Origin of the sequence: Consotaella salsifontis (assembly GCF_900167365.1) — a bacterium.
Classification (GTDB): Bacteria; Pseudomonadota; Alphaproteobacteria; order Rhizobiales; family Rhizobiaceae; genus Consotaella; species Consotaella salsifontis.
In genome coordinates, this window is sequence record NZ_FUXL01000002.1 from 47,213 (window position 1) to 70,423 (window position 23,211).

Sequence of the window (23,211 nt, forward strand, 5' to 3'; positions counted from 1 at the left end):
ACCCGTCTGTCATGACTCGGACAAGGGAAAGACAAGCTCGGCGACGATGCCGCTCTCGTGCCAACGGCGGTCGCCGCGCCCTTTCAATTGGCGAGCTGACTGCGTCATCATCAGCGAGCCGAAACCATCAAGGGGAGCCTTTTCGGGCACCTGCCGGGAACTCGATTCCCACCACAGGAAACGCACCTTCGTCTCAGCGCCTTCCGCATCGAGCGACCACGAAATATCGAGCCGCCCGCCCTCCTCCGACAAAGCGCCATATTTGGCGGCGTTGGTGGCCAGTTCGTGGACGAAGAGCCCGAAGGGCGTGATCGCGCGCACCGGCAACACCACATCGGGACCGTCCATGGATATCGCGGCACCCGATTCGGAGTAGGGCTCGATCGTCGCCTTGACGACATCGGCGAGCGGAACGGTCTTCGCCTCCAGCTGCCCCTGGCTGACGGCATGGGCAATGGAAAGGGCATGGATGCGGTCGCTGATCTTCTCGACGGCGCGCTTGACGTTCGTCTCTCCCCGTCCCGACAAGGACACGATCGACAGGATTACGGCGAAGAGATTCTTGACCCGATGGTTGAGCTCGCGCGCCAAAAGGTCCGACCGCTCGCTGGCGGCACGCAATGCATCGGCCTCATGCGCCGACATCTCGGCAAGCGCGCTTCGTTTCTCGAGCCAGAAGCCGATGACCACAAGGACCAGAATGCCGCCCACCAGGAGATAGAGGATAGGCCAAGTCCGCGTCTCGATGACGGCAGCCTCGGTCAGCCGCTGCGTGACCAGCGTCTGTTCCTCCTCCTCGAGAGCGATCGTCAGATTGCGGATTTCGTCCATGATCTTCTTGCCCGCGTCCGAGCGAACCACGGCGATCGCCTCCTCGACCCGTCCCTGCTTCGCAAGAGCAATGGTGTCCGCCTCCTCCTTCAGCTTTTCGCGCGCAAGCTCGCGGATGCGGTCAACCTTTGCGGCTTGTTCCGGGGTCAGGGAGAGCGAACGGCGCAGCTCGTCAATGGCGGCGAGCCAAGTGTCCTGCCCCCGCAGATAAGGCTCGAGGTAGCGCGGCTCCAACGTCAGGAGATAGCCGCGCTGACCGGTCTCCGTTTCCAGCCCGATGCTGAGCGAGCGGCGCAACATGACAAGAGAGCGGGTCGTTGCCTCGGCCTGCTCACGGGCGCGCTGTTCAGCCGCGGTGGTCTGAAACAGCAGGACGATGATACCCGCCAGGAACAGGCAGACCACCAGGATGATCAAGCGCGAAAGCGTGCTGGCTGTCATCACAGCTCGGCGGGACCCCGAAAAACCGTCAAGCCCGCGAGTTTGAGCCATACAAAGCCACTTTGGAGACACCCGATCAGCAGAGCTCAAGCGATAAGGGTGAATCCTTCGTTACGCAACCCGAATTGTTGACCTGGAGAAAGCCGCCAGAGCCGCGGCCTCGCTATTCCTTGAAGAGCTTGTCGAAGCTCTCCTGGTCCCATGGCAGGAACCAGACGGCGGTGGCGAGATATCCGAAGCCGAAGGTGACGCCGAAGCCCATGGCAAGCATGACGAGCGGGGGAATGGGGTCGCGGGAGTGGGCGATCCGAGTGCCCATGCCGCCCATATCGAAATAGAGCAACAGCGCGGCGACAACCCAGCCGAACACCACGCCGATCAGGGCGTTCTTCAAGACGAAGCGCACGAGCTTCGGCATCTTCGCGGAACTCTGCGGCATGACGTCGGTTCTCCTCCCAAACGCCGATCCTAGTGCTTTCGCGGCGCCATGCCTACCACGGCTCCACGCAAGAATGGGTCGTCGGCAACCGAGTTGCGAGCTGCCCAAATGCCACGCCCTTCCATCGACCAGGACTTTCAGGCCGCCGAAACGCTTCGCCGGCTCCGCCGCCTGGCGATGCTCGCGCGCACCATGGATACGGCGGTCCGCATCCCGATCCTCGGCATTCGGTTCGGCTTCGATTCCGTCATCGGCCTTATCCCCGGCGTCGGCGATATCGCCGGCGGTCTCGTCGGGCTCTACATGGTCAACGAGGCGCGCAAGATGAACGTGCCGCCGGAAAAGCTGGCGCGCATGATCGGCAACATCGGGATCGACGCGGCGGTGGGCGCCGTGCCCGTGCTCGGCGACGTGTTCGACGTCTTCTTCAAGGCGAACCGGCGCAACATGGACATCCTCCTCGACCATTTCGACGAGCTGCGTCCGCATCTGGCCAAGGACATCACGCCGCCAAGGCGGTGAACGCCGGCGGGCCGCGAGGTCAGTCGGCCATGGTCTCGAGACTGGCGAAGCTCTCCGCCGCACCTCCGGCGTCGAACGGCGTCGTGACCTCGACGAAGTCGTCCGAATAGAAGCCGTTGAAACGCGTCCTCAGCGCCATCGAGTAGGCGCCTATATGGCCGATCTCGATCCAATCCCCGGTGTCTACCGTCTCCGGCAGCCAGAACGGTCGAGACAGGATATCCACAGAATCGCACGTCGCGCCGCAGACCCGGAAGGCACCGATGCTGTCCGGGTCGCCATGGCGGTTGCGCCGCGCCGGGTCGGGCAGAAAGCGGGCCGGCAGCGTGATCTTTCCCGTCCAGGAATCGGACAGCGACGACCATATTCCGTCGTTGATATAGAGCCGCCGCCCCTTGCGCAGAAGCACCCTGACGATCAACGAGAAGGCCCGTGCCACCATCACCCGGCCCGGTTCCGCCACCAGCGGCAGATCAGAGAAGCCCCACTCGTGAAGGTCCGAGCGCAAGCGCGCCATGATGGTTTCGAGATCGGGAAGTTCCACCTTCTTGCGGCGGGGATCGCGCCCATAGGTCGCCGGAAAGCCGCCCCCGACGTCCAGTCCCGCCAGATCGACGCCGGCACGGCTGCGGACCCAATCGGCGGAGATGATGGCGCGGTTATAGGTTTCGGGGTCCTCGATCTGCGATCCGACATGGAAGCAGATGCCGACCTTGAAGCCGATCCGGGCACACCGTTGCAGCAACTCGACGGCGTGGGCGGGTGCTGCGCCGAACTTCTTCGACAGCTCGTAGGCGGCCGAGCCCTTGGTCTGGATGCGCACGAAAAGCGTGATCGAGGAAGGGTCGAGATCGAGCGCATGGACGATCCGCAGGATCTTCGCGACCTCGTCCTCATGGTCAAGAGCGAGGACGCGGATATGATATTTCTCCAGCGCCAGGCGAATGTCCGACTGTGCCTTGACCGGGTGCATGTAGAGCATGTGCGCGTCGGGCGCGACGTCGCGCACCGCCGCAAACTCGCCGGGCGAGGCGACATCGAACGTCGTCACGCCGGCTTCGGCCAGCGTCTTCAACACCATCGGCTCGCCATTTGTCTTGACGGCATAGGCCGTTTCGCCCGGGAAGGCGGCCATGAAGCGCCGCGCGTCCCCGGCCAGGACCTCGGGGCGGAAGCAGTAGACCGGGGCATCGGGCCGAAGTTCCAGCACCGCATCCCTGGCCGTCGCGAATTTCAGCATTAGGCACTCTTCCCGTTCAACGGCAGGAGCAACTAGCGCTGGGAGGCCGCAGGCACAAGCGAAGGAGCGATATCATTCCCGTTCGCTTCGCCCTTTGGCGCGATTTCCGGCACAAGAATGACGGAAAGCGCATCCGGTGCGGCCTTCGCAAGGGTCGCAGCGAACGAGCCGTGGACGAAATCGCCGAGATCGTGGCTGTGGGGCTCCCCCACGACGAGCGTCGAGACGCCGTCCTGCCTTGCCTGCTCCAGCACGGCTTCGGCCGCGAGGGCCGCGCTTGAACGCAACAGCAGCGGAATCGCTGTAAGGCCGGAAGCGCGGACCCGGGCCAGGCCGCTTTCGACAATTGCTCTCGGCGCGGTTTCATCCTCGAGCTCAGCCGCCTCGTCGCCGAAGACCTCCGCCATCCGAACATGAGCCACGACGACGCCCGAGCCTTTCGTCCGGGCGAGCGAAACGGCACGCGCCAGCACGGCTTCGTCGGTCGGGCTGCCGTCTACCGCCGCCATGACGGGCGCGGGCGACGACCCGAGCGTAGATTTGGTCTCGCCGGGACGCGCGGCAAAGGCGCCGAGCGAGCTGCGGCGCAGAAACAGGACCAGCGGCGAAGCGACGGCCGCCGCCGCCGCGACGATGAACGTCGTCTCCACGCCCCAGTGCTCGGCGATGAGCGGGGCGCCATAGGGCGCGACGACACCGGCGAACCAGCGCAGGAAATTGTAACCGGCGGAAGCGATAGGCCGGGGCGCGTCGGAGACCTCCAGCGCCATCTCGGTGAAGACCGTATTGCAGACGCCCGAAATCGCACCGGACAGGACCACGCCGGCCGCCACCGCCCAGCGCGGCGCGAGCCCCATCATCAGCAGAAGAAGGGCGAAGGTGACGAGACAGCCGGTCATCAGCGCCGGCGCGCTGAAACGCGCCTGAAGGCGGGGCGCCACCAGAACCGAGAAAATCGCGACGAGAAGGCCCCAGCCGAAGAAGATCAATCCCGTGGCATAGGCCGACATTTCGAGCACGAAAGGCACAAAGGCGAGCACCGTGAAGAAGGCATAGTTGTAGGCCATCGCCGACAACGCGACGGTGAGGAGCCCGGGGTGGCCGAGCGCGCGTACGGGCGCACTGAGGCCAATCTTCCGTTCGGGCTTCGGCAGCTTCGGCAGGAACAGGGCGATGGCGACAAAGCCGATGGCCATCAGCGTCGCCGTGCCGAAGAACGGATAGCGCCAGGACATGGAACCCAGCGCGGCCCCGACGAGCGGCCCAGCAGAGATGCCGAGACCGAGCGCCGCCTCGTAGAGAAGGATGGCGCTCGCCGTTCCGCCGCGCGAGGACGCGACGATGACGGAGAGAGCGGTGACGACGAAAAACGCGTTGCCGAGGCCCCAACCGCCCCGATAGAGCACGAGTGCGGCCACGGAGTCGGAGGTGCCGGCGAGACCTGCGAAGACGACGATGAGCGCAGCGCCGAGCAGGAGCGTCGCCCTGCCCCCGAGGCGGCTCGACACGAAGCCGGTCGCCAGCATCATCACGGAGGTGACGAAGAAGTAGCTGGTGAAAAGAAGGGAAACCTGGCTGGGAGAGGCGTCCAACCCGGCGGCGATCGATGTCAGGATCGGGTCGACCAGTCCGATGGACATGAAGCCGACGACGCAGGCGAAGGCCGTTGCCCACACCGCGCGCGGCTGATCGAGGAAATGGGGAGCGGCGGACTGGGAGGACACGGCGTCGAATCCATGCGCGTTTCGATCCCCGCGATATAAAGACCGGTGAGATCGCAACAAGATGTATGATACATATAAACTTGCATGACAGCGATGCGAAACGACCGATCACAGGCCGTCGGCGGCGAACCAATGGAAGAGACCCTCGAGCGTGAGATTGCCTTCTTGGCGCGCAATCTCGAAGCGCTCTACCGAAGGCGCGCCTATCCGATGGAGCGCGCCCACTATCTGCTCCTCCTGCGCCTCACCGACGGCCCTCAAAGCATCGGCGAGCTTGCTGCGGGCCTTTCGCTCGACTCCTCGACGGTCACGCGCCAGGTGGCTGCGATGCAACGCCAATTGCTGATCAAGCGGCGAGCGAATCCGGCCGATGGCCGCAGCAGTCTCATCGAGGCGACGGGCAAAGGGCGCACCGCCGCCGAAACCATGCGCAAGGATCGAATTCAGCGGGTGGAGGAGCTCGTCGGGCAATGGAGCGCAGAAGACGGCGCGGATCTCGCGCGTCTTCTGACGAAGCTCAACGAGTCGCTTGGCCAACGGTTGGCCCTGCTGACGGCAGAGGATTAACGCTCGGGAGGCGCTGGAAATATCGTTCTGCTCCTCTTCTGCGCCGGCCACAACTTTGGATGCCTGTCCCCGCCATCACGGGATCGTGAGGAGGCACGAATACGTCGTCACGTGCGAGCTTTTGACGCACCCGCGACGCCGCCTTCTGGCGCGAAGTTCAACCGAGGGAAATCAGAGCGTTGCAGGCGACTTCTCGCCTGAAACCGCCGATCCGCCGGCTGTTGAAAGTATGGCCGTTAAATCGATCAATTTTGGCCAGACTGAAAAATATCCCTTTACCAAACCGGATAAGCAGGTACCCTTTCTGCATTCGACCCCGAAGAGCACCAGGGAGGAGAACATGGTACTCACGCGCTCGATCAACTTCATTATGATTTGCGCCGCGTTCGTGTTCGTTGGAGCGGCCGTGATGGGGCTGCTGCCCTGAGGCAATCCGGGCGCGGCTTTCACCGCGCCCCAGCAGTTTCGTGAATGCGGAAAGCCGAGGCCCAGTCCTCGGCTTTTTGTTTGATGCTCGTTCCTCGACGACGACTAGGCTGGCTCGGCAGACGGAAGCCCATCTTTCAAAGCGCTCAGGCGGACGCACCTGCCGCAGCCGCAGCGTTCTCCTCCGGCTCCTCCGGCTGCGGTCGCAACCCGAGAATGTGGCAGATCGAATAGACGAGTTCCGCGCGGTTCATCGTATAGAAATGGAAATCTCGCACGCCCCGATCGACAAGATCCAGGACCTGTTCGCTGCACACCGCCGCCGCGACGTGCGAATGGGTCTCGGGGTCCTTCTCCAACCCCTCGAAGCGCTCCGCCAGCCAGGCCGGAATGGAAGCGCCACAGGCCGCCGAAAAGCGCGCGATCTTGGTGAAGTCGTGGATCGGAACAATCCCCGGCACGATCGGAATATAGATGCCGGCGCGGCGAACCCTCTCGACGAAGCGCTCATAGGCGTCGTTGTCGAAGAAGAACTGGGTCATGGCGCGGGTGGCCCCGTTGTCCACCTTGCGCTTCAGCATGTCGATGTCAGTGGCGAAATCCGGGCTTTCCGGGTGCTTCTCGGGATAGGCGGAGACTGAAATCTCGAAGTCGTCGATCGCCTTCAGCCCGGCCACCAGCTCGACGGCGTTGGCATAACCCTCCGGATGGGGGCGATATTTCTCGCCGACGCCGCTCGCCGAATCGCCACGCAGCGCCACGAAATGACGCACGCCAGTATCGCGGTACTGGCGGATCACTTCATCGACTTCCTGCCGCGAAGCGTCGACGCAAGTGAGATGGGCGGCGGGCTTCAGCCGCGTCTCGGTCAGGATTCGACGAACGGTGTGGTGGGTGCGCTCGCGCGTCGAGCCGCCGGCGCCGTAGGTGACGGAGACGAACTCCGGCGCGAGAGGCGCGAGACGTTGCACCGAAGCCCAGAGCGTCTCCTCCATCTTTTCCGTCTTCGGCGGAAAGAACTCGAAGGAGACGTTAATCCTGGGGCGGGTCTGACGAAAGGCCATGGGGCAGATCCGTTCAATGAGATGTGGCCGGCTCAGCCGTCCGGAGAAACGATGGTGCGCTGGCGCGAGGCTTTTCCGCGAGCCATAGCGTTACCGCGATATGGCCCTCCTCTTCCGCCTTTGGATCGAGCGTGCGCACGGCGAGAAGGTCGAGTTCGGCGGAAGCGAGATAATCGGCAACCACCTCGGGCAAGAAGCCGAGCCTGAGATGGGCGTGGTCGGTGCGCAGGAATTCGAGCTCGTGCGGCGCGAAATCGACGACGACGAGGCGCCCGCCAGGACGCAGCGCCCGCGCCGCCTGGCGAATGGCCGCGGCGGGATCGTCGAGATGGTGAAGAACTTGGTGAACGGTTATGAGATCGAAGCTCTCCGCCTCCACCGGCAGGCGGTAGGCGTCGGCAAGGCGGACCGACGCATTGGTGATGCCCGCCTCATCGAGCTTGGCTCGCGCGATGGCCAGCATCTCGCGAGAGGCATCGACACCGAGCGCCCGACCGCAGAGCGGCGCCATGAGCTCCAACATTCGTCCCGTTCCCGTACCGATATCAAGCAGGGCGTCGACCCGGCGGCTGCCGAGAATGTCGAGCAGAGCGCTTTCAACCTCGGCATCAGGCACATGCAGCGAACGGATGCGATCCCAGCTTCCGGCATTCTTGGCAAAGTAGTCGGCGGCCTGGGCCGCGCGGCGTTGCCGAACCGTGTCGAGCCGCGTTCCATCAGAAAGAAGAGCCGGATCATCCTGCTGAACCGCGTCCAGCACCTGACGCACCATGCGCGCGCGCGCCTTGGCCTCGGTAAGGCGAAAATAGGCCCAGGCCCCCTCCTGGTGCCGGTCGATCAGCCCTGCCTCCAGCAACAGCTTCAGGTGGCGAGAAACTCGAGGCTGAGACTGGTCCAGGATTTCGGTGAGGTCGGTGACGGTCAGGTCGTTCCGCGCCAGTAGCACGAGCATCCGCAGACGCGTCGGCTCGGCGACGGCCTTCAAAACCTCCACAGCGCAGGCAAACGGCAAGGGCACGGCCGGCAACTCTATCTCCCAATCCATATAAAGAAATGTTTATATCATCAGGCAGATCAGAGCAAGCGCGCGGTGGACAGGAAGCGCGACAAGGTTTACCCGGTGTTTCGGCGAAAGCGCTCTTCCTCATGCCGTCCATAAGGAGCCGCAGGCGGTGGCAAGCGAACGGCAAAAGGCGATCCAGCGGGCACTGACAGCCACGATCCCTCGGGCACCCTTCATCGACGCCGAGGCGATCCGTGAGGCGGCGGGCGCGAAACGGCTGAAGATGCTGCCCCCGTCCACGGCCCTCTGGCTCGCGGCGGTGGCGCACATCCGCCACATGCACACCGATTACGACACCCTGCTCGACGAGGGGTATGGGCGCGACGCGGCGCGCTTCTTCGTCATCGACGACATCAACGCGGTCCTGGACCAATGGGGGGCGACGCGGCATCTCTCAGCCGACGAGCCAATCGACGACGAAGGCATGGCGCGAGGCTGAAGCGGGTCAGGACGGAGGCAAAGCCCTCACGCCGGAAAGCTCGTTGGCGAGTTGCTTTGCCGTGTAGGGTTTTTGAAGGATCGGGCAGCTCTGCCATTCCTCATCGACGCCGGAACGACCATAACCCGTCGCGAAGATGATGGGGATGCCGCGCTGACGCAGAAGGCTTGCAGCCGGATAGACTCGCTCGCCGCCGAGATTGACATCGAGAATCGCGACATCGATGGCCGCAGCGGTCTCGATCATCTTCAATGCCTGGTTGAGGCGCATGGCAAGACCGACCACCTCGCAGCCGAAGTCCATGACCATGTCTTCGAGCTGCATGGCAACCAAGGCTTCATCCTCGACCAGGACCACCCGCAAGCCGTGAAGAACTTTGGCGTCAGTTGACAACGGCGTCGGCTCCGGGCTCAAGCATTACTGCGGGAACGTCGATATAGCACATCACGCCATCCGGACGCACCTCGATACGCAAATGGCCGCTCAACTCGCCTTCGACCAGGCGAGACAGCAGCGTCGCGCCAAAGCCGCTCGCGGGCATCGCCGGTTTGGCGCTTGCGCCACTCTCGATCCATTCCAGCACGAGCTTCGGCCCATCGGCGCTTTGCTCCTCGCGCCACTCCACCGACAACTCGCCCTCGCTCGATGCGAAGGCGCCATACTGCGACGCGTTTGTCGCCAGCTCATGGAAGATCATCGCAAACGCGATCGCGGACTTCGGATTGAGGTCGACTGCCCGGCCGACAAGCCGGACCCGCTCGCTCGGAAGGTCCGAGAGCTCCTGAGCAAGCAGAACCGAGAGATCGACCGCCTCCCAATATCGGCGGCTGAGAAGATTATGAGCATCGGACAGCGCCACGATCCGCGCCTCGAAGCTCGCCTTGACCGATTCGGGCGCATTGGCGCTGCGGAAGCTCTGCCGCGCGATCGACTGCACCGTGGCCAGCGTGTTCTTCACCCGGTGGTTCAGCTCGTCGACCATGAGGCGATGGCGTCTCTTGGCGCGGACGGCCTCGGTCTTGTCGCCGCCTTGCATCAGGATACCGACGATACCGCCGGCCGCATCGCGGATAGGGCTGAAAGACAGATCGACGAAGAGATTGCGTTGAAGCGAGCTGCTCGTCGCGCCGAGCACGAGCGGAACGTCTTCCCCTCGCCAGGCTTCGCCGCTGGAGTAGACGCTGGAGAGCATTTCAAAAAAGCCCTGGCTCTCCAGGTCAGGAAGCGCTTCGCGAAGAGGCATGCCGATGAGATCGCGGCCGCCGACCAGCTTGCCGAAGGCGTCGTTGACGAAGGTGAGAAAATGATCCGGGCCGTGCATGACCGCGATCAGCCCCGGCGCCTGTTGGAACAGACGGCGAAAGTCGGCGCTGGCCGAAAGCGTCGCCTTGTAGGCCGCCTCCGCCTCCTGCGCACGCTGGATCAGCTCCATTTCGCCCAGATCCAGGCGGAACGGCAGGGCGGCCGCTTCCCTGAGGCGGACGAGCTCCGTCACGTCCGCCGTGTTCTGCAGGACGAAGATCACCTTTCCGTCCTTGTCGAACAACGGACTGTGGACCGCCGACCAGTACCGGTCGTCAAACTCGCCCGGATTTCCCGGCCGGGGGATCTCATAGTGAATGTAGGCGATAACGTCGCGCTTGCCTGTCGCAAAAACGCTTTCGATTGAATTCCTGAGTCGGCGGCCCGGCTCCCCCTCATTGGGGAAAACATCGAACAGGTTTCGGCCGAGCAGCAGCTCGCGACTATGGTTGGTCGCGGTCTCGTAGGCTTCGTTCACGGCCACGAAACTGCAGTCATGATCCACGATCATGTGCGGGCTCGAGAGCGCTGCAAACAATCCCTGGAAATCGAGACGATTCATTCTGGTCGCTGCTCTTTGAGGATTCGATCGGTGAAGGAACCCGCTCCGGTTATAGAGCGGCAGCGCCGGAAATCACGGGGCCGAAAAAGCGGAACTTTGCGTCAACGTAAATCCGCACCGCCGTTGCCGCGAGAACGCGGACCGCGCCACACTTGGCGCCAGCCGCTTCTCCCAGACGGGTTGTGCCGAAACACGCTGCGAACCGCAGGAAGACCAAGCTAGCGACCGGATAGCTGGCGATCAACCCGCGAGACGTCGTCAACGAAAAGTTGTCCCCGCCGGACATGCCGGCGGGAACGCGGCCCGGTGGTTTAGCGGGTGAGCGGCTTGTAGGTGACGCGTCTTGGATTGACGGATTCGGGCCCCAGGCGCCGAATCTTGTCTTCCTCATAGTCCTCGAAGTTTCCTTCGAACCATTCGACGTGGCTGTCTCCCTCGAAAGCGAGGATGTGGGTCGCGAGGCGATCGAGGAACATGCGATCGTGGCTGATAACGACCGCGCAGCCGCCGAAATCCTCCAGCGCGTCCTCCAGCGCCGACAGGGTCTCGGTGTCGAGATCGTTGGTCGGTTCGTCGAGAAGGATGACGTTGGCGCCCGACTTCAGCATCTTGGCGAGGTGAACGCGGTTGCGCTGTCCGCCCGAGAGCGTCCCGACCTTCTGCTGCTGGTCCGTTCCCTTGAAGTTGAAATTGCCGACATAGGCGCGCGAATTCACGTCGTATTTGCCGAGCTTGATGATGTCGACGCCGCCGGAAATCTCTTCCCACACATTCTTGGAACCATCGAGCGAGTCACGGCTCTGATCGACATAGCCGAGATGGACGGTGTCCCCGATCTTGACCGAGCCCTCGTCCGGCTGTTCCTGACCGGTAAGCATGCGGAAGAGCGTGGTCTTGCCCGCGCCGTTGGGGCCGATAATGCCGACGATGCCGCCGGCCGGCAGCTTGAACGACAGATTGTCGATCAGCACACGGTCGCCATAGGCCTTGGTCAGCCCCTCGACCTCGATCACCTGCTGGCCGAGGCGTTCGCCGGCCGGGATGACGATGCGCCCATCCGCCGGACGACGCTGCTCGGCGCGCTCCACCAGTTCCTGGTAGGCCTGGATACGGGCCTTCGACTTGGTCTGACGCGCCTTGGCGCCCTGCTGAATCCACTCGCGCTCGCGGGCGATGGCACGGGCACGGGCATCATCCTCGCGGCCCTCCTGGGCCATGCGCTTGGCCTTCTTCTCAAGATAGACCGTGTAGTTGCCCTCGTAGGGCATGCCGCGACCGCGATCCAGCTCCAGGATCCAGCCGGTGACGTTGTCCAGGAAGTAACGATCGTGCGTGACCATCAGCACCGAGCCGGGAAACTCGCGCAGGTGCTTTTCCAGCCAGGCAATCGTCTCGGCATCGAGGTGGTTGGTCGGCTCGTCGAGCAGCAGAAGGTCGGGCTGCGAAAGCAGAAGCTTGCAGAGCGCGACGCGGCGCTTCTCACCACCCGAGAGGTTTTCGACGGAAGATCCGGCGGGTGGGCAGCGCAGTGCCTCCATGGCCATCTCGACCTGGCTTTCCAGATCCCAAAGATTCTGGGAATCGATGATGTCCTGGAGCTTGGCCCCCTCCTCGGCGGTCTCGTCCGAGTAGTTCATCATCAGGTCGTTGTAGCGATCGAGAATCGCCTTCTTTTCGGCGACGCCCTCCATGACGTTCTCGAAGACTGTCTTGGAGGCATCGAGCTGGGGCTCCTGCGGAAGATATCCGACCTTGGCGCCCTCGGCGGCCCAGGCTTCACCGGTAAACTCGGTGTCTATCCCGGCCATGATCTTCAGAAGCGTCGATTTACCCGAGCCGTTGGGACCAAGAATGCCGATCTTGGCGTCGGGGTAGAAGGAGAGATTGATGTTCTCCAGAACCTTCTTGTTGCCATAGGCCTTGGTCAGGCCCGACATGTGATAGATGAACTGGCGTGCCATGACGCGCGCATCTCCGAAATTAGCGATCAGGGAGAAAGTGGCGCCGGTGTTATTCGATTATGTGCCGGCGAGCAACAAAGGCCACGTAGAATCATGCGGGCGTTCGTCTGGTCACTGCAACCCTGGCGGGTCAACGATACCGGAGTTGCAGTCGCTTCGCACCGGCGGTGCCGCCGCCATGAGATCGCTAAAATTTGCTGAGGGCGTGATCTTGCCCGCAAGCGCGATCGTCATCTCGGTGATGATGCGGCGGCGCCCGTCCCTCTCGCAATGAAGGGAGACGCGCCAACCGACCCCCTCGCCGAAAGACCGGTCGGCCGCGGCTCGCACGTCGCGCAGTGTCAGCGTCTTGCCCGCCCGCTCCACGAAAAGTGGGCGCAGGGCCGAGCCGTTGAGCGCGCCAAGAAGCTTCATGGAATCGGAGAAATAGCGGTCGGCATCGGTGCCGTAGCAGCTGCCGTGACGCGCCCATTCATGGCGGTGGAGATAGGATCGGGTGCCCGGCATCGCTTGATCGAGGGACCGGCGCGTTGTGGCACTCATCGCCGGTTCGGGGAGCCGGCTCCATGGGCGGTCCCGCAGGTTCGCCGCCGTGCCGCAATATTCGGATGCCTGCGGCCAAAGGCCATGCAGGGAAAAGCGATCTCCCTTTCCCCCGCCAGCGCACTCAGGCGCGCTCGGCTTGCCTTCACAGAAGGCCGGCCCCCACGTCACTGCAAAGACATAGAGCGCGGGGCGCTCATCCGATCCGGGTGCACTCGCCGGCCGCAGAAGGTCTGCGTCGGCCTGCTGACTTCCGTCGCTGACACGGCCGCAGCCGATCGGCACCCAGCGCCGCTCCGGCTCGGCGCCCGGCACAACGATGTAGTAATGGCTCGCCGGATCGGCATTGCGCGCCAGAAGCTGGTAACTCTTGCCGGGCTCCACCAGCACATTGCCCGGATTGGTTTCCTGGCGAAGCGACTGAAAGGCGGGGCAGCGAGCCTCGGCGGCAAAACGCCCCACCATCGGCACTTCCGCTGCGGCGGGCGCGGCGGTGAAGGCCAGCAGAAGGGCGAAGAGGGCGTTGCGAAGCGTCGTCATGCGCTCGATCTAGCTTCCCGGCGCGACAAGAAAAGGATGATCCCTCGCCATCGGTGCTGACGGGACCGTCGGCGCGCGCCAATCCAGCATTCGGCATTGCAATCCGCGTCACTTTCGGCGAACGATGCTCCTCGTGTTCGAAACCATTCGCCCATTCGAGAGCCCCAGCGGCGCGACGCTGGCCCTGCGCGAGCTGCGGCCTGTCGGATCCTCGCGTGGCAACATCGTCATCAGCCACGGCCTTGCCGAACATTCCGGCCGCTATGGCGCCTTCGCCGGAGCGCTCGCCGCTGCCGGCTTCGCGGTGTTTGCCTTCGATCATCGTGGACATGGCGCGACCTGCGCACCCGATGCACCGCTCCGGCGGTTCGCGCGACGGAACGGCGCACGCCGCGTCATGCAAGATATTGGCGCAGTGGTCGATGAGGCCCGGAAGGACGCGCAGGGCCGGCCAGTCATTCTCTTCGGCCACTCGATGGGCGCCTTGATCGCGCTCTGCCACGCGCTGCGGCGGGGCGATCCACTTGCCGGACTCGCACTGTGGAACATGCCGCTGATGCGCCGCCGCGAGCGTTTTGCCGCTCGTCTGGCACTCGGCGCGGAGACCGCGCTCAAAGGGTCCGACGTCGCGAGCGGCATCATGGCGCAGGCCACCGTCGATGCCTGGGCTCGGCAGATCGAGGCCCGGCGCACCGATTTCGACTGGCTGTCGCATGACGAGGCAGAGGTCGATGCCTATGTCGCCGATCCGCTCTGCGGCTGGTCTCCAACGATTTCGCTCTGGCGAGACATCGTGACGATGGAAGAGACCGTCGCACGGGATTTGCCGAACCTGCCGGCGGATCTGCCAATTCATCTTTTGGGCGGCGGCGAGGATCCCGTAACCCGTTTCGGAGAAGACACGGAAACGCTGAGGCTCGGCCTATTCCGTGCGGGTTGCCGACGAGTGACCAAGACCGTCGCGCGCGGTGCCCGTCACGAGACGTTGAAGGAGGTGCCCGCCGTTCGCGAGACGGCCTTGGCCGATCTAATCGCATGGCTCGACGGAGTAGCGCCGGAAAGGCGCTGACCTATTTCACGTTCCATAGGAGCAGACGGCTCCTCCGCGCGCTCTTGCACGACGACCGGAGGCGATGATCGAGTTTTTCGCGGACCAGATGGACCCGAACACGCTGCGCGCGACGCTGCGGATCGTTCTGGCGCTCGTGCTGGCCGGCATCATCGGCCTTGACCGGGAGATCGGAGGCCACACCGCCGGGCTGCGGACACACATGGTGGTGAGCGTCGGCGCCTGTCTGGTGACGCTCCTCATGATCCGCATGACGAGCCAGTTCTCCGGGGAATCGATCCGCATTGACCCCGTGCGGGTGATCGAGGCGGTCACGTCCGGCGTCGCTTTTCTCGCCGCCGGGGCAATCATTCAGGCGAGAGGGCGGGTTCGCGGACTGACCACGGGCGGCTCGCTGTGGATCGCCGGCGTCTCGGGCCTCGCGTGTGGCCTTGGGGAATATCTGCTGGCGGTGATCGCTGTGATCAGCACCATGCTCGTCCTGCGCGGCGTCAAATGGATCGAGCACAAATGGCTGAAAAAGACCAATGCCGACCAGGACGACGCCGACCAGGACGACCGCTGCTGACACCGGTTAGCGGCGCACGGCGGCCGAAAGCGGCGCCGCCGTATCCGCAGTGGTAACGGAGAAGGCGCTGAGCTCCTCGGGTGTCAGCACATAGAGCGCCTCCGGCGGTGTGCGCATCGCCTTGATCCACAGGGCGGGCTCGATTCCCATATCGACCAGAAGCTGCTGGCATTCGGCGATCAGGTCCTGCACCTGCGAGATCGAGCGGTCCAGATCCATTGGGGTGCCGGCGCCCTCTTCAGACGGCACCACCGAATAGACCTGATGGACACCGATCCACGCGTGGGCGCCCGCCGTTCTGGTGACGCCGCCGGAAAAGAGAAGCGGGCAGGCAGAAGCGCAATAGCCGTCGTCGGGAACAGCCGTCGCCAGCCCCTTCTCGCGCACCAGCCGCGCCATTTCGATGGCGTCCGTCACCGATCCGCCCGGAGAATGGATATGAAGCGTCTTGATGCGCTGTCCGTATTCCTCGACGATGGAGCGGAAATTCTCCGCCGTGCCGACCTCGATGCGACCAACGGCGGAAAGGTCCTCACCCGCCAGGACGAACTTCATCGGCTCGGCGATGGCCGAAGGGTCCAGGGGACCCGAATAGCCGGGCAAGGTCGGTTCTCCCCGGTCCGGCCCGACAGGGAAGGACTTCGGCAGATAGGGGCGAACCTGATCACCAGCCGTAGGCGGATCGAGCGGAAGCGGCCCCGTACGCGCCAAGCCCGCACGGCTGGCGGCGACCTGCGCAAGCTCGCGGTAGTCCAGTGCCACCATTGCGGCAGCCAGACCCAGCAGCAGGTAGAACACCGTCCGCAGGTCGAGAACCTCCGGCAGCGCCTGCCGCACTTGTTCCCAAAAACTTGGCGAAGGATCGAAGCGACTGACGGTCATCGAACGGCCTTCGGAAAGACGTGCGGCTCGGGTCTACGGGCTTCGCGCTCGACGATCACGCTGTCCAGCACAGCCCCGTCCTGCGAAGCCCCCTCCTCCATCTCGGCCGACTTCAGCTTGCGCTGAATCTTGAGCGCCCGCATCAGTTCGGCGGCGCTCATATCACCGGTTTCGCTCTCTTCGCCCTCCTCGCGGCGGATCGCATCCTGAACGATGCAGAGAATGAAGATCAGAACAGCCGGCAGAAGGTCGATGGAGATCGCGCCCGCCCACGACGGCAGGAAGTCGCGCGCATAGCGAATGACCGCTTCCGGCGCCGACAGCGGAGTGAAGCGAAGATCCTCCACGGCAGGCCGCGCGAGGATCTCATCGGCGGCGGAAGCCAGCGCCTTGCTCTGCGCCTGGACCGCGTTCTCGACCTTGCCGACCACCTCGCTCTGTCGGTTCTGGAGATCGGCGTTCCCCCCGTCCGCGACGGGGGCGATGAAGGTGCGGCCGAGGTCCTCCGCCGCCCGACGCACCGCCGGCGCAACGGACGTCTGCTCCAGCGCGGTGATGATGCCGGAAAGCCGCACCGCTTCTTCCGCGTAGGCGTTGGCCCGCTCATCGATCGGCCCCTGCCCCGACACGAGGCGGCGCATGGCGGCAAGCCGCTCGCCGCCCTGCTGGAACAGGCCCTTGACCGCCTCGCGAGAGCCCTCGATCTCACCCTGAAGACCGGATAGCTGGCTCGACATCTGGCTAAGGAGCTGAACCACGGTGCCGGAGCCCGACGTGCCCGTCAGCGCGCCAGACGAACGCTCCTCCTCGGCTAGGCGCGCAAAGCGCTCGGAGGCGAGCTGGATATCGGGCAGAAGGCTCTGCGCGGCGAGCGCATTCTCGTGCGCCCCGTTGAGCTTGTCCTGGTAGCTTTCGGTGGTGATGGCGAGATGCTGCTCCAGCGCTGCCGACCCTGCCAGCGCAGCCGCGTTGAGCCAGGAGGACATGGCCATGATCATCGCTGCGCCCAACGCCATGGCGATGTAGAGGAGGCCCCGGCTCGACGATTGGCGCACATGCGGCATAAAGCGCATGAGATACGACCAAAAGGCGTAGATCCCGACGGATACCGCCGAGGCATAAATGATGGCGCCAAGGAGGACGACGGTCGGCGAGCCGTCGAGCAGCTCGCGCACACCGAGATAGGTGTAGACGCCGCTCGCCATGGAAAGGACGGCCAGCGTTGCCCGCGTCGTGCTGTCGAGGCGGGAAAGCTGCCCGCGCAATGTCGAGGAATGCGCCACGCCCATTCGCTCTGGCCTCCGTCTCGATTGGACAGACATGGCAGGCGCCGCGAGCCGCCAGCGACGACGACACATGAGGTTCGCGCCGACGTCAGCGGGCCGGCCACGCCGCCACCGTTAATTGAAGATTAACGTCGGTGCCGTCGCGAGGCATCCCTCAATGCCGCGCTGTCCCCGTCAAAGTGAAAAGAACGTTAACAAGGAATGTCGACTCGAGTGCAGGACGAGCGAATGGAGGGCGCCGGAAACCAAGCGCCGCAACCTTCGCTAAGCTTTTCTGAAGATGGGAAAGGAGAAAGTAGAGGTGCGCTCGCGCGAACCCTTCAACCGCACCTCCCGCCCGAGAGGCGCCACGCCTTGAGACCCGACAGCCGACTCGGCCAAGCTTGACCGCCACCGTTGGCGTCAAACCGTCAAGGGCATCGGATGCTCGATCAACAGACTCCGAACGGAGCGATATCCTCAGAGAGCCGCCGCGCCCTCCAAAGGCGGCTCGTGTGGCGCGACCGGAGCGGATTCGCCAAGTCCCAGCCGACTGCGCACACTGCTCTTCTCTTCCACCAGATCGGCGATCGTGTAGCTTTCGAGGGTGGAAAGGAACGCGTTCAGCGCCGCATGAAGCGCCGCGCTGAGACCACAGCTATCGATCAGCGGGCAATCGGCGGCTCCCGTCTCGAAGCACTCCGACAGACCAAAGCTTTCTTCGGTCAACTCGACGACGGCTCGCAGTGTAATCTCGCTCGCCGGGCGGGCAAGCTTGATCCCGCCCTTGCGTCCCCTCAGGGTCGAGACCATTCCGGCTTCCACCAAAGGCTGGAGGATCTTGAAAAGGAAAAGATCCGAAACGCCATAGGATTTGGCGATGTCGCCGACGCGGCTCAGACGACCATCGTCATTGGCAGCGCAGTACATCAAGATCCGGATGGCGTAGTTGGTGTGGCGCGTCAGTCGCATCACTCCCTCCCATCGTTGGGCGACGAATCATACTAGGCCGCCCGGACGATAAGAGGGAAATAAAACTCGACAATTCGCCGCGACTTGGCGCCGCGCCCCCTTACCCCGAAGTTCAGCTTTCCTTCCGCTGAGCCAGGAGATCGGCGATCGCCGCTTCTTCATCCGCAGTCAGCGCGGTCGGCGCGGCCGGCCGCCGCCTTCGCGCACCGGACGCGAGGAACAGGCCTCCGATGATGAGCACGACGACCGGCATCCCCCAAAGCGCGACCGTCTTCCATTCGAGGCGCGGCTTCAGCAACACGAACTCGCCATAGCGCGAGACGAGATAGTCCCGGACGTCTTCGTCACTGTCGCCCGCCATCAGCCGCTGGCGCACGAGAACGCGGAGATCCTTGGCGAGATCGGCGTTGGAATCGTCGATGGACTGGTTCTGGCAGACGAGGCAGCGCAGCCCCTCTGAAATCTGACGGGCGCGCGCTTCCAGCGCCGGGTCGGCGAGCATCTCGTCGGGCTGGACGGCCATGGCGGGAGAAGGACCGAAGCCAACTTTCGCATTCGGCAGGGCGAACCATGCGAAGGTCGTCAAGAGGAAGAGCGCAATGAACCGCCTCATGCCCCAACCTCCGTCCTGGCAGGCTTGGCGGCCTTGCGACGCGCGGGCGCGCCGACCCGCAGCCGCCGGTCCGCCAGCGAGACCATGCCGCCGAAACCCATCACCACGGCGCCGAGCCAGATCAGCGTCACCAACGGCTTCCACCAGACGCGAACCACCACCGCGCCGCCGTTCGAATCGGAATCCCCCAGCGCGAGATAGAGCTGGGACATGAGCCGCGTGTGGATCGCCGATTCGGTCGTCGGCATCTGGCGGGCCGGATAGGCGCGTTTGGTCGGCTCCAACGTCCCCGCTGCCACTCCGCCGCGGGAAAGCGCGAAATGAGCCACCTCCTCGCTGTAGTTCGGCCCCTCCCGCTTCGACATTCCCTCGAAGCGGATTTCGTAGCCGCCGGAGCGCAGCACGTCGCCCGGCTTCACCGTCGTGACGAGTTCGGTCTGGAAGGCGCTGGCCGCGACGATCCCGAGCACCGTCATGCCGAGACCGAAATGCGCAATGGCCGTGCCGAAGGCCGAGCGCGGCAGGCCAATAAAGCGCAGCCACGCGACCGAAGGCCCCGCGCGTGGCAAGCCGGCCCTGAAGAACAGGTCCGTGAGACTGCCGAGCATGAGAAAGGCGGCGAGGCCGAAGCCGAATGCAGACAGTACGCGCGCCCCGCCCTCCAGCGCGAGCACCACGATGATGACAGCAAGCGCCACGCCCGCCGAGACGTAGAGCCGCTGCGTCGCGGCCCACAGATCGCCGCGCTTCCACGCCAGCAGCGGGCCGAAGGGCACGGCGATGAGGAGCGGCACCATGAGCGGCGCGAATGTGAGATCGAAGAAGGGCGCGCCGACGGAGATCTTGGCGCCGTTCAGTACCTCTAAAAGCAGCGGATACAACGTGCCGACGAGCACGGTCGCCGTCGCCGTGGTCAGGAAGAGATTGTTGAAGACGAGAGCGCCTTCCCGCGAGATCGGAGCGAAGAGCCCGCCCGCCTCCAGCGTTCCGGCACGGGCCGCGAACAGCGCCAGCGAACCGCCGATGAAGACGACCAGAATGGCCAGGACGAAGACGCCGCGCGTCGGATCGGTGGCAAAGGCGTGCACCGAGGTCAAGACGCCCGAGCGCACCAGGAACGTGCCCATCAACGACAGAGAGAAGGTCAGGATGGCGAGGAGGATGGTCCAGATCTTCAACGCCGCGCGCTTCTCCATCACCAGGGCGGAATGAAGCAGCGCCGTGCCCGCGAGCCACGGCATGAAAGAGGCGTTTTCCACCGGGTCCCAATACCACCAGCCGCCCCAGCCGAGCTCGTAATAGGCCCAGTAGGACCCCATCGCGATGCCGAGCGTCAGGAACACCCAGGCCGCCAGGGTCCACGGCCGCACCCAGCGGGCCCAGGCGGCATCCACCCGCCCGTCGATGAGCGCCGCCACGGCGAAGGAGAAGGCGATCGAGAAGCCGACATAGCCGAGATAGAGGAGCGGCGGATGGATCGCGAGCCCCAGGTCCTGGAGGATCGGGTTGAGGTCCTGCCCCTCGATCGGGGGCGGCATCAGGCGGATGAACGGGTTGGACGTGGTCAGGATGAAGAGGAGAAAGGCGACCGTGACCCACGCCTGAACCGACAGGACGGTGGCCTTGAGCGAGGGCGGCAGGTCATGCCCGAGCAGCGCGACAAGCGCGCCGAAGAGGCCGAGGATCAGAACCCAAAGGAGCATCGAGCCTTCGTGATTGCCCCAGGCGCTCGTGAACTTATAGATCAGCGGCTGCTGCGAATGGGAATTCTCGAAGACGTTGAGGACCGAAAAGTCCGAGGTCACATAGGCCGCCACGAGCCCACCGAACGCCAGAGCAATCAAGAGGAATGTGCCGAGCGCGGCGCTTATCCCGACGGCCATTAGGCGCGTGTCGCCGGTCCGGGCGCCCCAAAGCGGCAGCACCGACTGCACCAGAGCGATTCCGAGCGCCAGGATAAGGGCGTAATGGCCGGTCTCTACGATCATGCGCCCGCTCCGACGTGCGGCGCGGGCGTTGCGGGAGCCGAAGCCGTTGGCTCTCCCGTATGCTGCCAAAGGCCACGCGCCTTGAGATCGTCCTCGACTTCCTTGGGCATGTAATTTTCGTCGTGCTTGGCGAGGACGGAGTCCGCGACGAAGACATGATCCGGGCTGAGCGTTCCCTCCGCCACGACGCCCTGCCCCTCGCGGAAAAGGTCCGGCAGGAGGCCTGTGAACGTGACCGGGACGGACTGCACCGTATCGGTGATGCGGAAACGGACAGTCTGCGAGGCGCCGCGCTCGACGGAGCCTTCCTCGACGAGACCACCGAGGCGCACGCGCTGGCTCGGCGACGGCGCCTTTTCCGCGATGTCGGTGGGAGACATGAAGAAGGCGATGGAGTCGGAAAGCGCCGTCAGCACCAGCCCTGCCGCCACCGCCAGGACCATCATCACACCGCCGATGGAAAACAGGCGCTTTTGCTTGCGTGTCATGGTGTCTTCGTCTCCCCTTCGGCGGCCAGCCCAAGCTGGCGCGCCAATACGGCGATGTCCTGGCGCTCCGGCGTTCCGTCGGCAAAAGCCTTCTCGGCCTTCTGAAACGCCAAGCGCGCGCTGTCGCGATCATTCAGAACGGCATAGGATCGGATCAGTCTTTTCCAGCCTTCCACGTCGTTCGGCTGTGTGTCTAGCTTTTCGGCGAGCTGCGCGACCATGCCCTTGATCATCGCCTGCCGGTCTGTTGCCGAGAGTTCCGCGGCGGCGGCCATGTCGGCAGCGCTCGGTTCCGGCATGGCCTGCGCGGCCGAAGCCGATCGATCAGGGGGCGGCGCCCCATTGCTCTCAGAATCGAGCCCCAGTTCGGTGCTCAACGCATTGATCGCGGTCCGCTCAGGCGTCTCCGGCGCGAACAGCTTTTCGGCGTCCGCAAGCGCTTGGCGTGCCTTATCCCGCTCTCCAAGGACGGCATAGGAGCGGATCAGCGTCCGCCATCCGTCGGCATCCTCCGGCGTCTGCCGCAGCCTCTCCGCCAGCCGCGAAACCATGCCCTGGATCATCTCCTGACGATCGCCTGGCGAGAGCGAGGCCGCAGCTTCCATATCGGCGCCCGTAGGGCCCGGCATTGATGGCGCGGTCGCGCTCGCTGGAGGGCTGGAGGAGGACGCATTCGCCTCGGCTGTTGCATCGCCGCTCTTTCCGAGATGCGAGCGCGCATCGGAGAGCCCCTCCTGGGCGATCTTCATCCAGGGCGCGTCGGGCGTGCTGTCGGCGATCAGCGCGCTCCAAGCGCGCTCGGCGGCCGCGTAGTCCTCTTCCTGGCTGTCGTCGAGCGCGACGAAGAAGCGGGCGGGCAGGAAACTCTTGTCCTGGCTGACGGCGCGATCGAAGGCGGCACGCGCTTCGTCGGTGACTTCACCGCCCGCGATACGCGTCAGTGCTTCCCCAAGGCCCGATTCGCGCATCGGCGAGGTGCCGAGCAGGCGGATCGCGTTGCGGAAAGCCTTGGCCGCGTCTTCGGGACGGTTGAGCCTCAGATAGACCGGCGCGATGACATCCCACCCCCGGCCGTCGTCCGGAGCATCCTTGAGCCGCTGCTCGACGTGGGCGATCAGCGCCTCGGTGCTGGAATCCTGAGGCGCCATGCGCCGTGCGGCGAGCGGCAGGTCGGGTGTGCCGGGCGAACCGATGGTGGAATAAAGGCCGAAGGCTACGCCTGGAACGAAGAGCGCGACGAGGACCGCGAAGATGGCGACATTAGAGGTGATGGACTGACGCGACGGCGACGTAGCGCCGGCGCGCTTGGCGGCCCTGAGCAACCGCCGTCCGATTTCCGCCTTCGCGGTCTCCGCCTCCTCCGGCGTTATGGTGCCGCGGGCGACATCGCCCTCGAGTTCCGCGAGCTGCGCGCCGTAGACCTCGACATCGTGCTCGGCGTTGGAGGGCTGAAGCCCCGCTTCGGGCCGGAACAACGGCCACAGAACAAGAAGGGTGAACAGCGCTGTGAGGCCGGCGGCCAGAATCCAGAACAACATGACGCTCGCAATTTCGGGCGACGGAAACGGCCGCTAACCCTCACGCCCATCCAGTTGCCGACCATTGTTGCCGGTCCGACAGCCAGAAGGATTTCGCCCGGCCCTTACCAGAATCCCGGATGCCGAGGCGATTCAATTTCTCGACAGGTAGGCCGATGTCCCTG

General features: G+C 64.4%; 23 protein-coding genes. 6 read left to right on the forward strand and 17 right to left on the reverse strand.

The features are described 5' to 3' along the window. Positions 1-9: 9 nt before the first annotated feature. Both B5D38_RS02290 and B5D38_RS02295 read right to left on the reverse strand, forming a co-directional pair. Positions 10-1,272, reverse strand: a complete 1,263-nt coding sequence (locus B5D38_RS02290) for a CHASE3 domain-containing protein (RefSeq protein ID WP_165690762.1) — start codon at positions 1,270-1,272, stop codon at positions 10-12. Positions 1,273-1,435: 163 nt separating this feature from the next. Next, positions 1,436-1,711 carry a hypothetical protein gene (locus B5D38_RS02295; protein ID WP_078706757.1) on the reverse strand — a complete coding sequence of 92 codons (276 nt, stop codon included), beginning with the start codon at positions 1,709-1,711 and terminating at the stop codon, positions 1,436-1,438. Between the two features lie 108 nt (positions 1,712-1,819). Between B5D38_RS02295 and B5D38_RS02300 the strand changes: the two genes are divergently transcribed. Continuing rightward, a complete protein-coding gene (locus B5D38_RS02300; protein WP_078706758.1) occupies positions 1,820-2,233 on the forward strand; it encodes a DUF4112 domain-containing protein in 414 nt (137 codons plus the stop codon). 19 nt (positions 2,234-2,252) lie between these two features. Here the strand turns inward: B5D38_RS02300 and B5D38_RS02305 are convergent, their stop codons facing one another. Next, positions 2,253-3,473 (reverse strand): type III PLP-dependent enzyme domain-containing protein, encoded by a 1,221-nt coding sequence (locus tag B5D38_RS02305; protein ID WP_078706759.1) that lies wholly within the window; start codon positions 3,471-3,473, stop codon positions 2,253-2,255. A 32-nt stretch (positions 3,474-3,505) separates the two neighbouring features. Next, positions 3,506-5,197 carry an MFS transporter gene (locus tag B5D38_RS02310; protein ID WP_078706760.1) on the reverse strand — a complete coding sequence of 564 codons (1,692 nt, stop codon included), beginning with the start codon at positions 5,195-5,197 and terminating at the stop codon, positions 3,506-3,508. A gap of 132 nt (positions 5,198-5,329) precedes the next feature. Here B5D38_RS02310 and B5D38_RS02315 point away from each other — a divergent pair, with 132 nt between their 5' ends. Both B5D38_RS02315 and B5D38_RS21975 read left to right on the forward strand, forming a co-directional pair. Next, positions 5,330-5,764: a MarR family winged helix-turn-helix transcriptional regulator gene (locus B5D38_RS02315; protein ID WP_165690763.1), complete on the forward strand. Its 435-nt coding sequence runs from the start codon at positions 5,330-5,332 to the stop codon at positions 5,762-5,764. A gap of 121 nt (positions 5,765-5,885) precedes the next feature. Next, on the forward strand, positions 5,886-6,191 hold the full coding sequence (locus B5D38_RS21975) for a hypothetical protein (RefSeq protein ID WP_131829850.1): 306 nt from the start codon (positions 5,886-5,888) through the stop codon (positions 6,189-6,191). A 145-nt stretch (positions 6,192-6,336) separates the two neighbouring features. On the opposite strand, the gene metF is transcribed toward B5D38_RS21975, so the two are convergent. Together metF and B5D38_RS02330 are read right to left on the reverse strand one after the other, a co-directional pair. After that, a complete protein-coding gene (gene metF / locus B5D38_RS02325) occupies positions 6,337-7,254 on the reverse strand; it encodes a methylenetetrahydrofolate reductase [NAD(P)H] (protein ID WP_078706763.1) in 918 nt (305 codons plus the stop codon). A 13-nt stretch (positions 7,255-7,267) separates the two neighbouring features. Further along, complete coding sequence (locus B5D38_RS02330; RefSeq protein ID WP_425349309.1) at positions 7,268-8,206, reverse strand: ArsR/SmtB family transcription factor; 939 nt, start codon at positions 8,204-8,206, stop codon at positions 7,268-7,270. 220 nt (positions 8,207-8,426) lie between these two features. Here B5D38_RS02330 and B5D38_RS02335 point away from each other — a divergent pair, with 220 nt between their 5' ends. Beyond that, the gene (locus tag B5D38_RS02335) at positions 8,427-8,756 is read left to right on the forward strand and encodes a DUF2293 domain-containing protein (protein WP_078706765.1); all 330 of its coding nucleotides are present in this window, start codon (positions 8,427-8,429) and stop codon (positions 8,754-8,756) included. Between the two features lie 6 nt (positions 8,757-8,762). On the opposite strand, the gene B5D38_RS02340 is transcribed toward B5D38_RS02335, so the two are convergent. The 4 genes from B5D38_RS02340 to B5D38_RS02360 form a co-directional block, all read right to left on the reverse strand. Then, on the reverse strand, positions 8,763-9,149 hold the full coding sequence (locus B5D38_RS02340; RefSeq protein WP_078707077.1) for a response regulator: 387 nt from the start codon (positions 9,147-9,149) through the stop codon (positions 8,763-8,765). After that, positions 9,139-10,620 (reverse strand): HWE histidine kinase domain-containing protein, encoded by a 1,482-nt coding sequence (locus B5D38_RS02345; protein WP_078706766.1) that lies wholly within the window; start codon positions 10,618-10,620, stop codon positions 9,139-9,141. Before B5D38_RS02345 ends, B5D38_RS02340 begins: the two co-directional genes overlap by 11 nt. A gap of 311 nt (positions 10,621-10,931) precedes the next feature. Further along, positions 10,932-12,581, reverse strand: a complete 1,650-nt coding sequence (gene ettA / locus B5D38_RS02355) for an energy-dependent translational throttle protein EttA (protein ID WP_078706768.1) — start codon at positions 12,579-12,581, stop codon at positions 10,932-10,934. Positions 12,582-12,692: 111 nt separating this feature from the next. Then, positions 12,693-13,664 (reverse strand): ribonuclease T2 family protein, encoded by a 972-nt coding sequence (locus B5D38_RS02360; protein WP_078706769.1) that lies wholly within the window; start codon positions 13,662-13,664, stop codon positions 12,693-12,695. 133 nt (positions 13,665-13,797) lie between these two features. Between B5D38_RS02360 and B5D38_RS02365 the strand changes: the two genes are divergently transcribed. Together B5D38_RS02365 and B5D38_RS02370 are read left to right on the forward strand one after the other, a co-directional pair. After that, on the forward strand, positions 13,798-14,733 hold the full coding sequence (locus B5D38_RS02365; protein WP_245318740.1) for an alpha/beta fold hydrolase: 936 nt from the start codon (positions 13,798-13,800) through the stop codon (positions 14,731-14,733). Between the two features lie 64 nt (positions 14,734-14,797). After that, entirely contained in the window at positions 14,798-15,301 is a 504-nt protein-coding gene (locus B5D38_RS02370) for an MgtC/SapB family protein (RefSeq protein ID WP_078706771.1), read from the forward strand. Between the two features lie 6 nt (positions 15,302-15,307). On the opposite strand, the gene B5D38_RS02375 is transcribed toward B5D38_RS02370, so the two are convergent. From B5D38_RS02375 to ccmI, 7 genes are all read right to left on the reverse strand, one after another. After that, positions 15,308-16,183, reverse strand: a complete 876-nt coding sequence (locus tag B5D38_RS02375; RefSeq protein WP_078706772.1) for a COG3904 family protein — start codon at positions 16,181-16,183, stop codon at positions 15,308-15,310. After that, entirely contained in the window at positions 16,180-17,472 is a 1,293-nt protein-coding gene (locus B5D38_RS02380) for a hypothetical protein (RefSeq protein ID WP_078706773.1), read from the reverse strand. The genes B5D38_RS02375 and B5D38_RS02380 overlap by 4 nt, the downstream gene beginning before the upstream one ends. A 456-nt stretch (positions 17,473-17,928) precedes the next feature. Continuing rightward, the gene (rirA, locus tag B5D38_RS02385) at positions 17,929-18,420 is read right to left on the reverse strand and encodes an iron-responsive transcriptional regulator RirA (protein WP_078706774.1); all 492 of its coding nucleotides are present in this window, start codon (positions 18,418-18,420) and stop codon (positions 17,929-17,931) included. 112 nt (positions 18,421-18,532) lie between these two features. After that, a complete protein-coding gene (locus tag B5D38_RS02390) occupies positions 18,533-19,033 on the reverse strand; it encodes a cytochrome c-type biogenesis protein (RefSeq protein WP_078706775.1) in 501 nt (166 codons plus the stop codon). Continuing rightward, positions 19,030-21,021, reverse strand: a complete 1,992-nt coding sequence (locus tag B5D38_RS02395) for a heme lyase CcmF/NrfE family subunit (RefSeq protein WP_078706776.1) — start codon at positions 21,019-21,021, stop codon at positions 19,030-19,032. The genes B5D38_RS02390 and B5D38_RS02395 overlap by 4 nt, the downstream gene beginning before the upstream one ends. Next, positions 21,018-21,509, reverse strand: coding sequence for a cytochrome c maturation protein CcmE (ccmE, locus tag B5D38_RS02400; protein WP_078706777.1), 492 nt, complete (start codon positions 21,507-21,509; stop codon positions 21,018-21,020). The genes B5D38_RS02395 and ccmE overlap by 4 nt, the downstream gene beginning before the upstream one ends. After that, entirely contained in the window at positions 21,506-23,047 is a 1,542-nt protein-coding gene (ccmI, locus tag B5D38_RS02405) for a c-type cytochrome biogenesis protein CcmI (RefSeq protein ID WP_078706778.1), read from the reverse strand. Before ccmI ends, ccmE begins: the two co-directional genes overlap by 4 nt. Between the last annotated feature and the right edge of the window lie 164 nt (positions 23,048-23,211).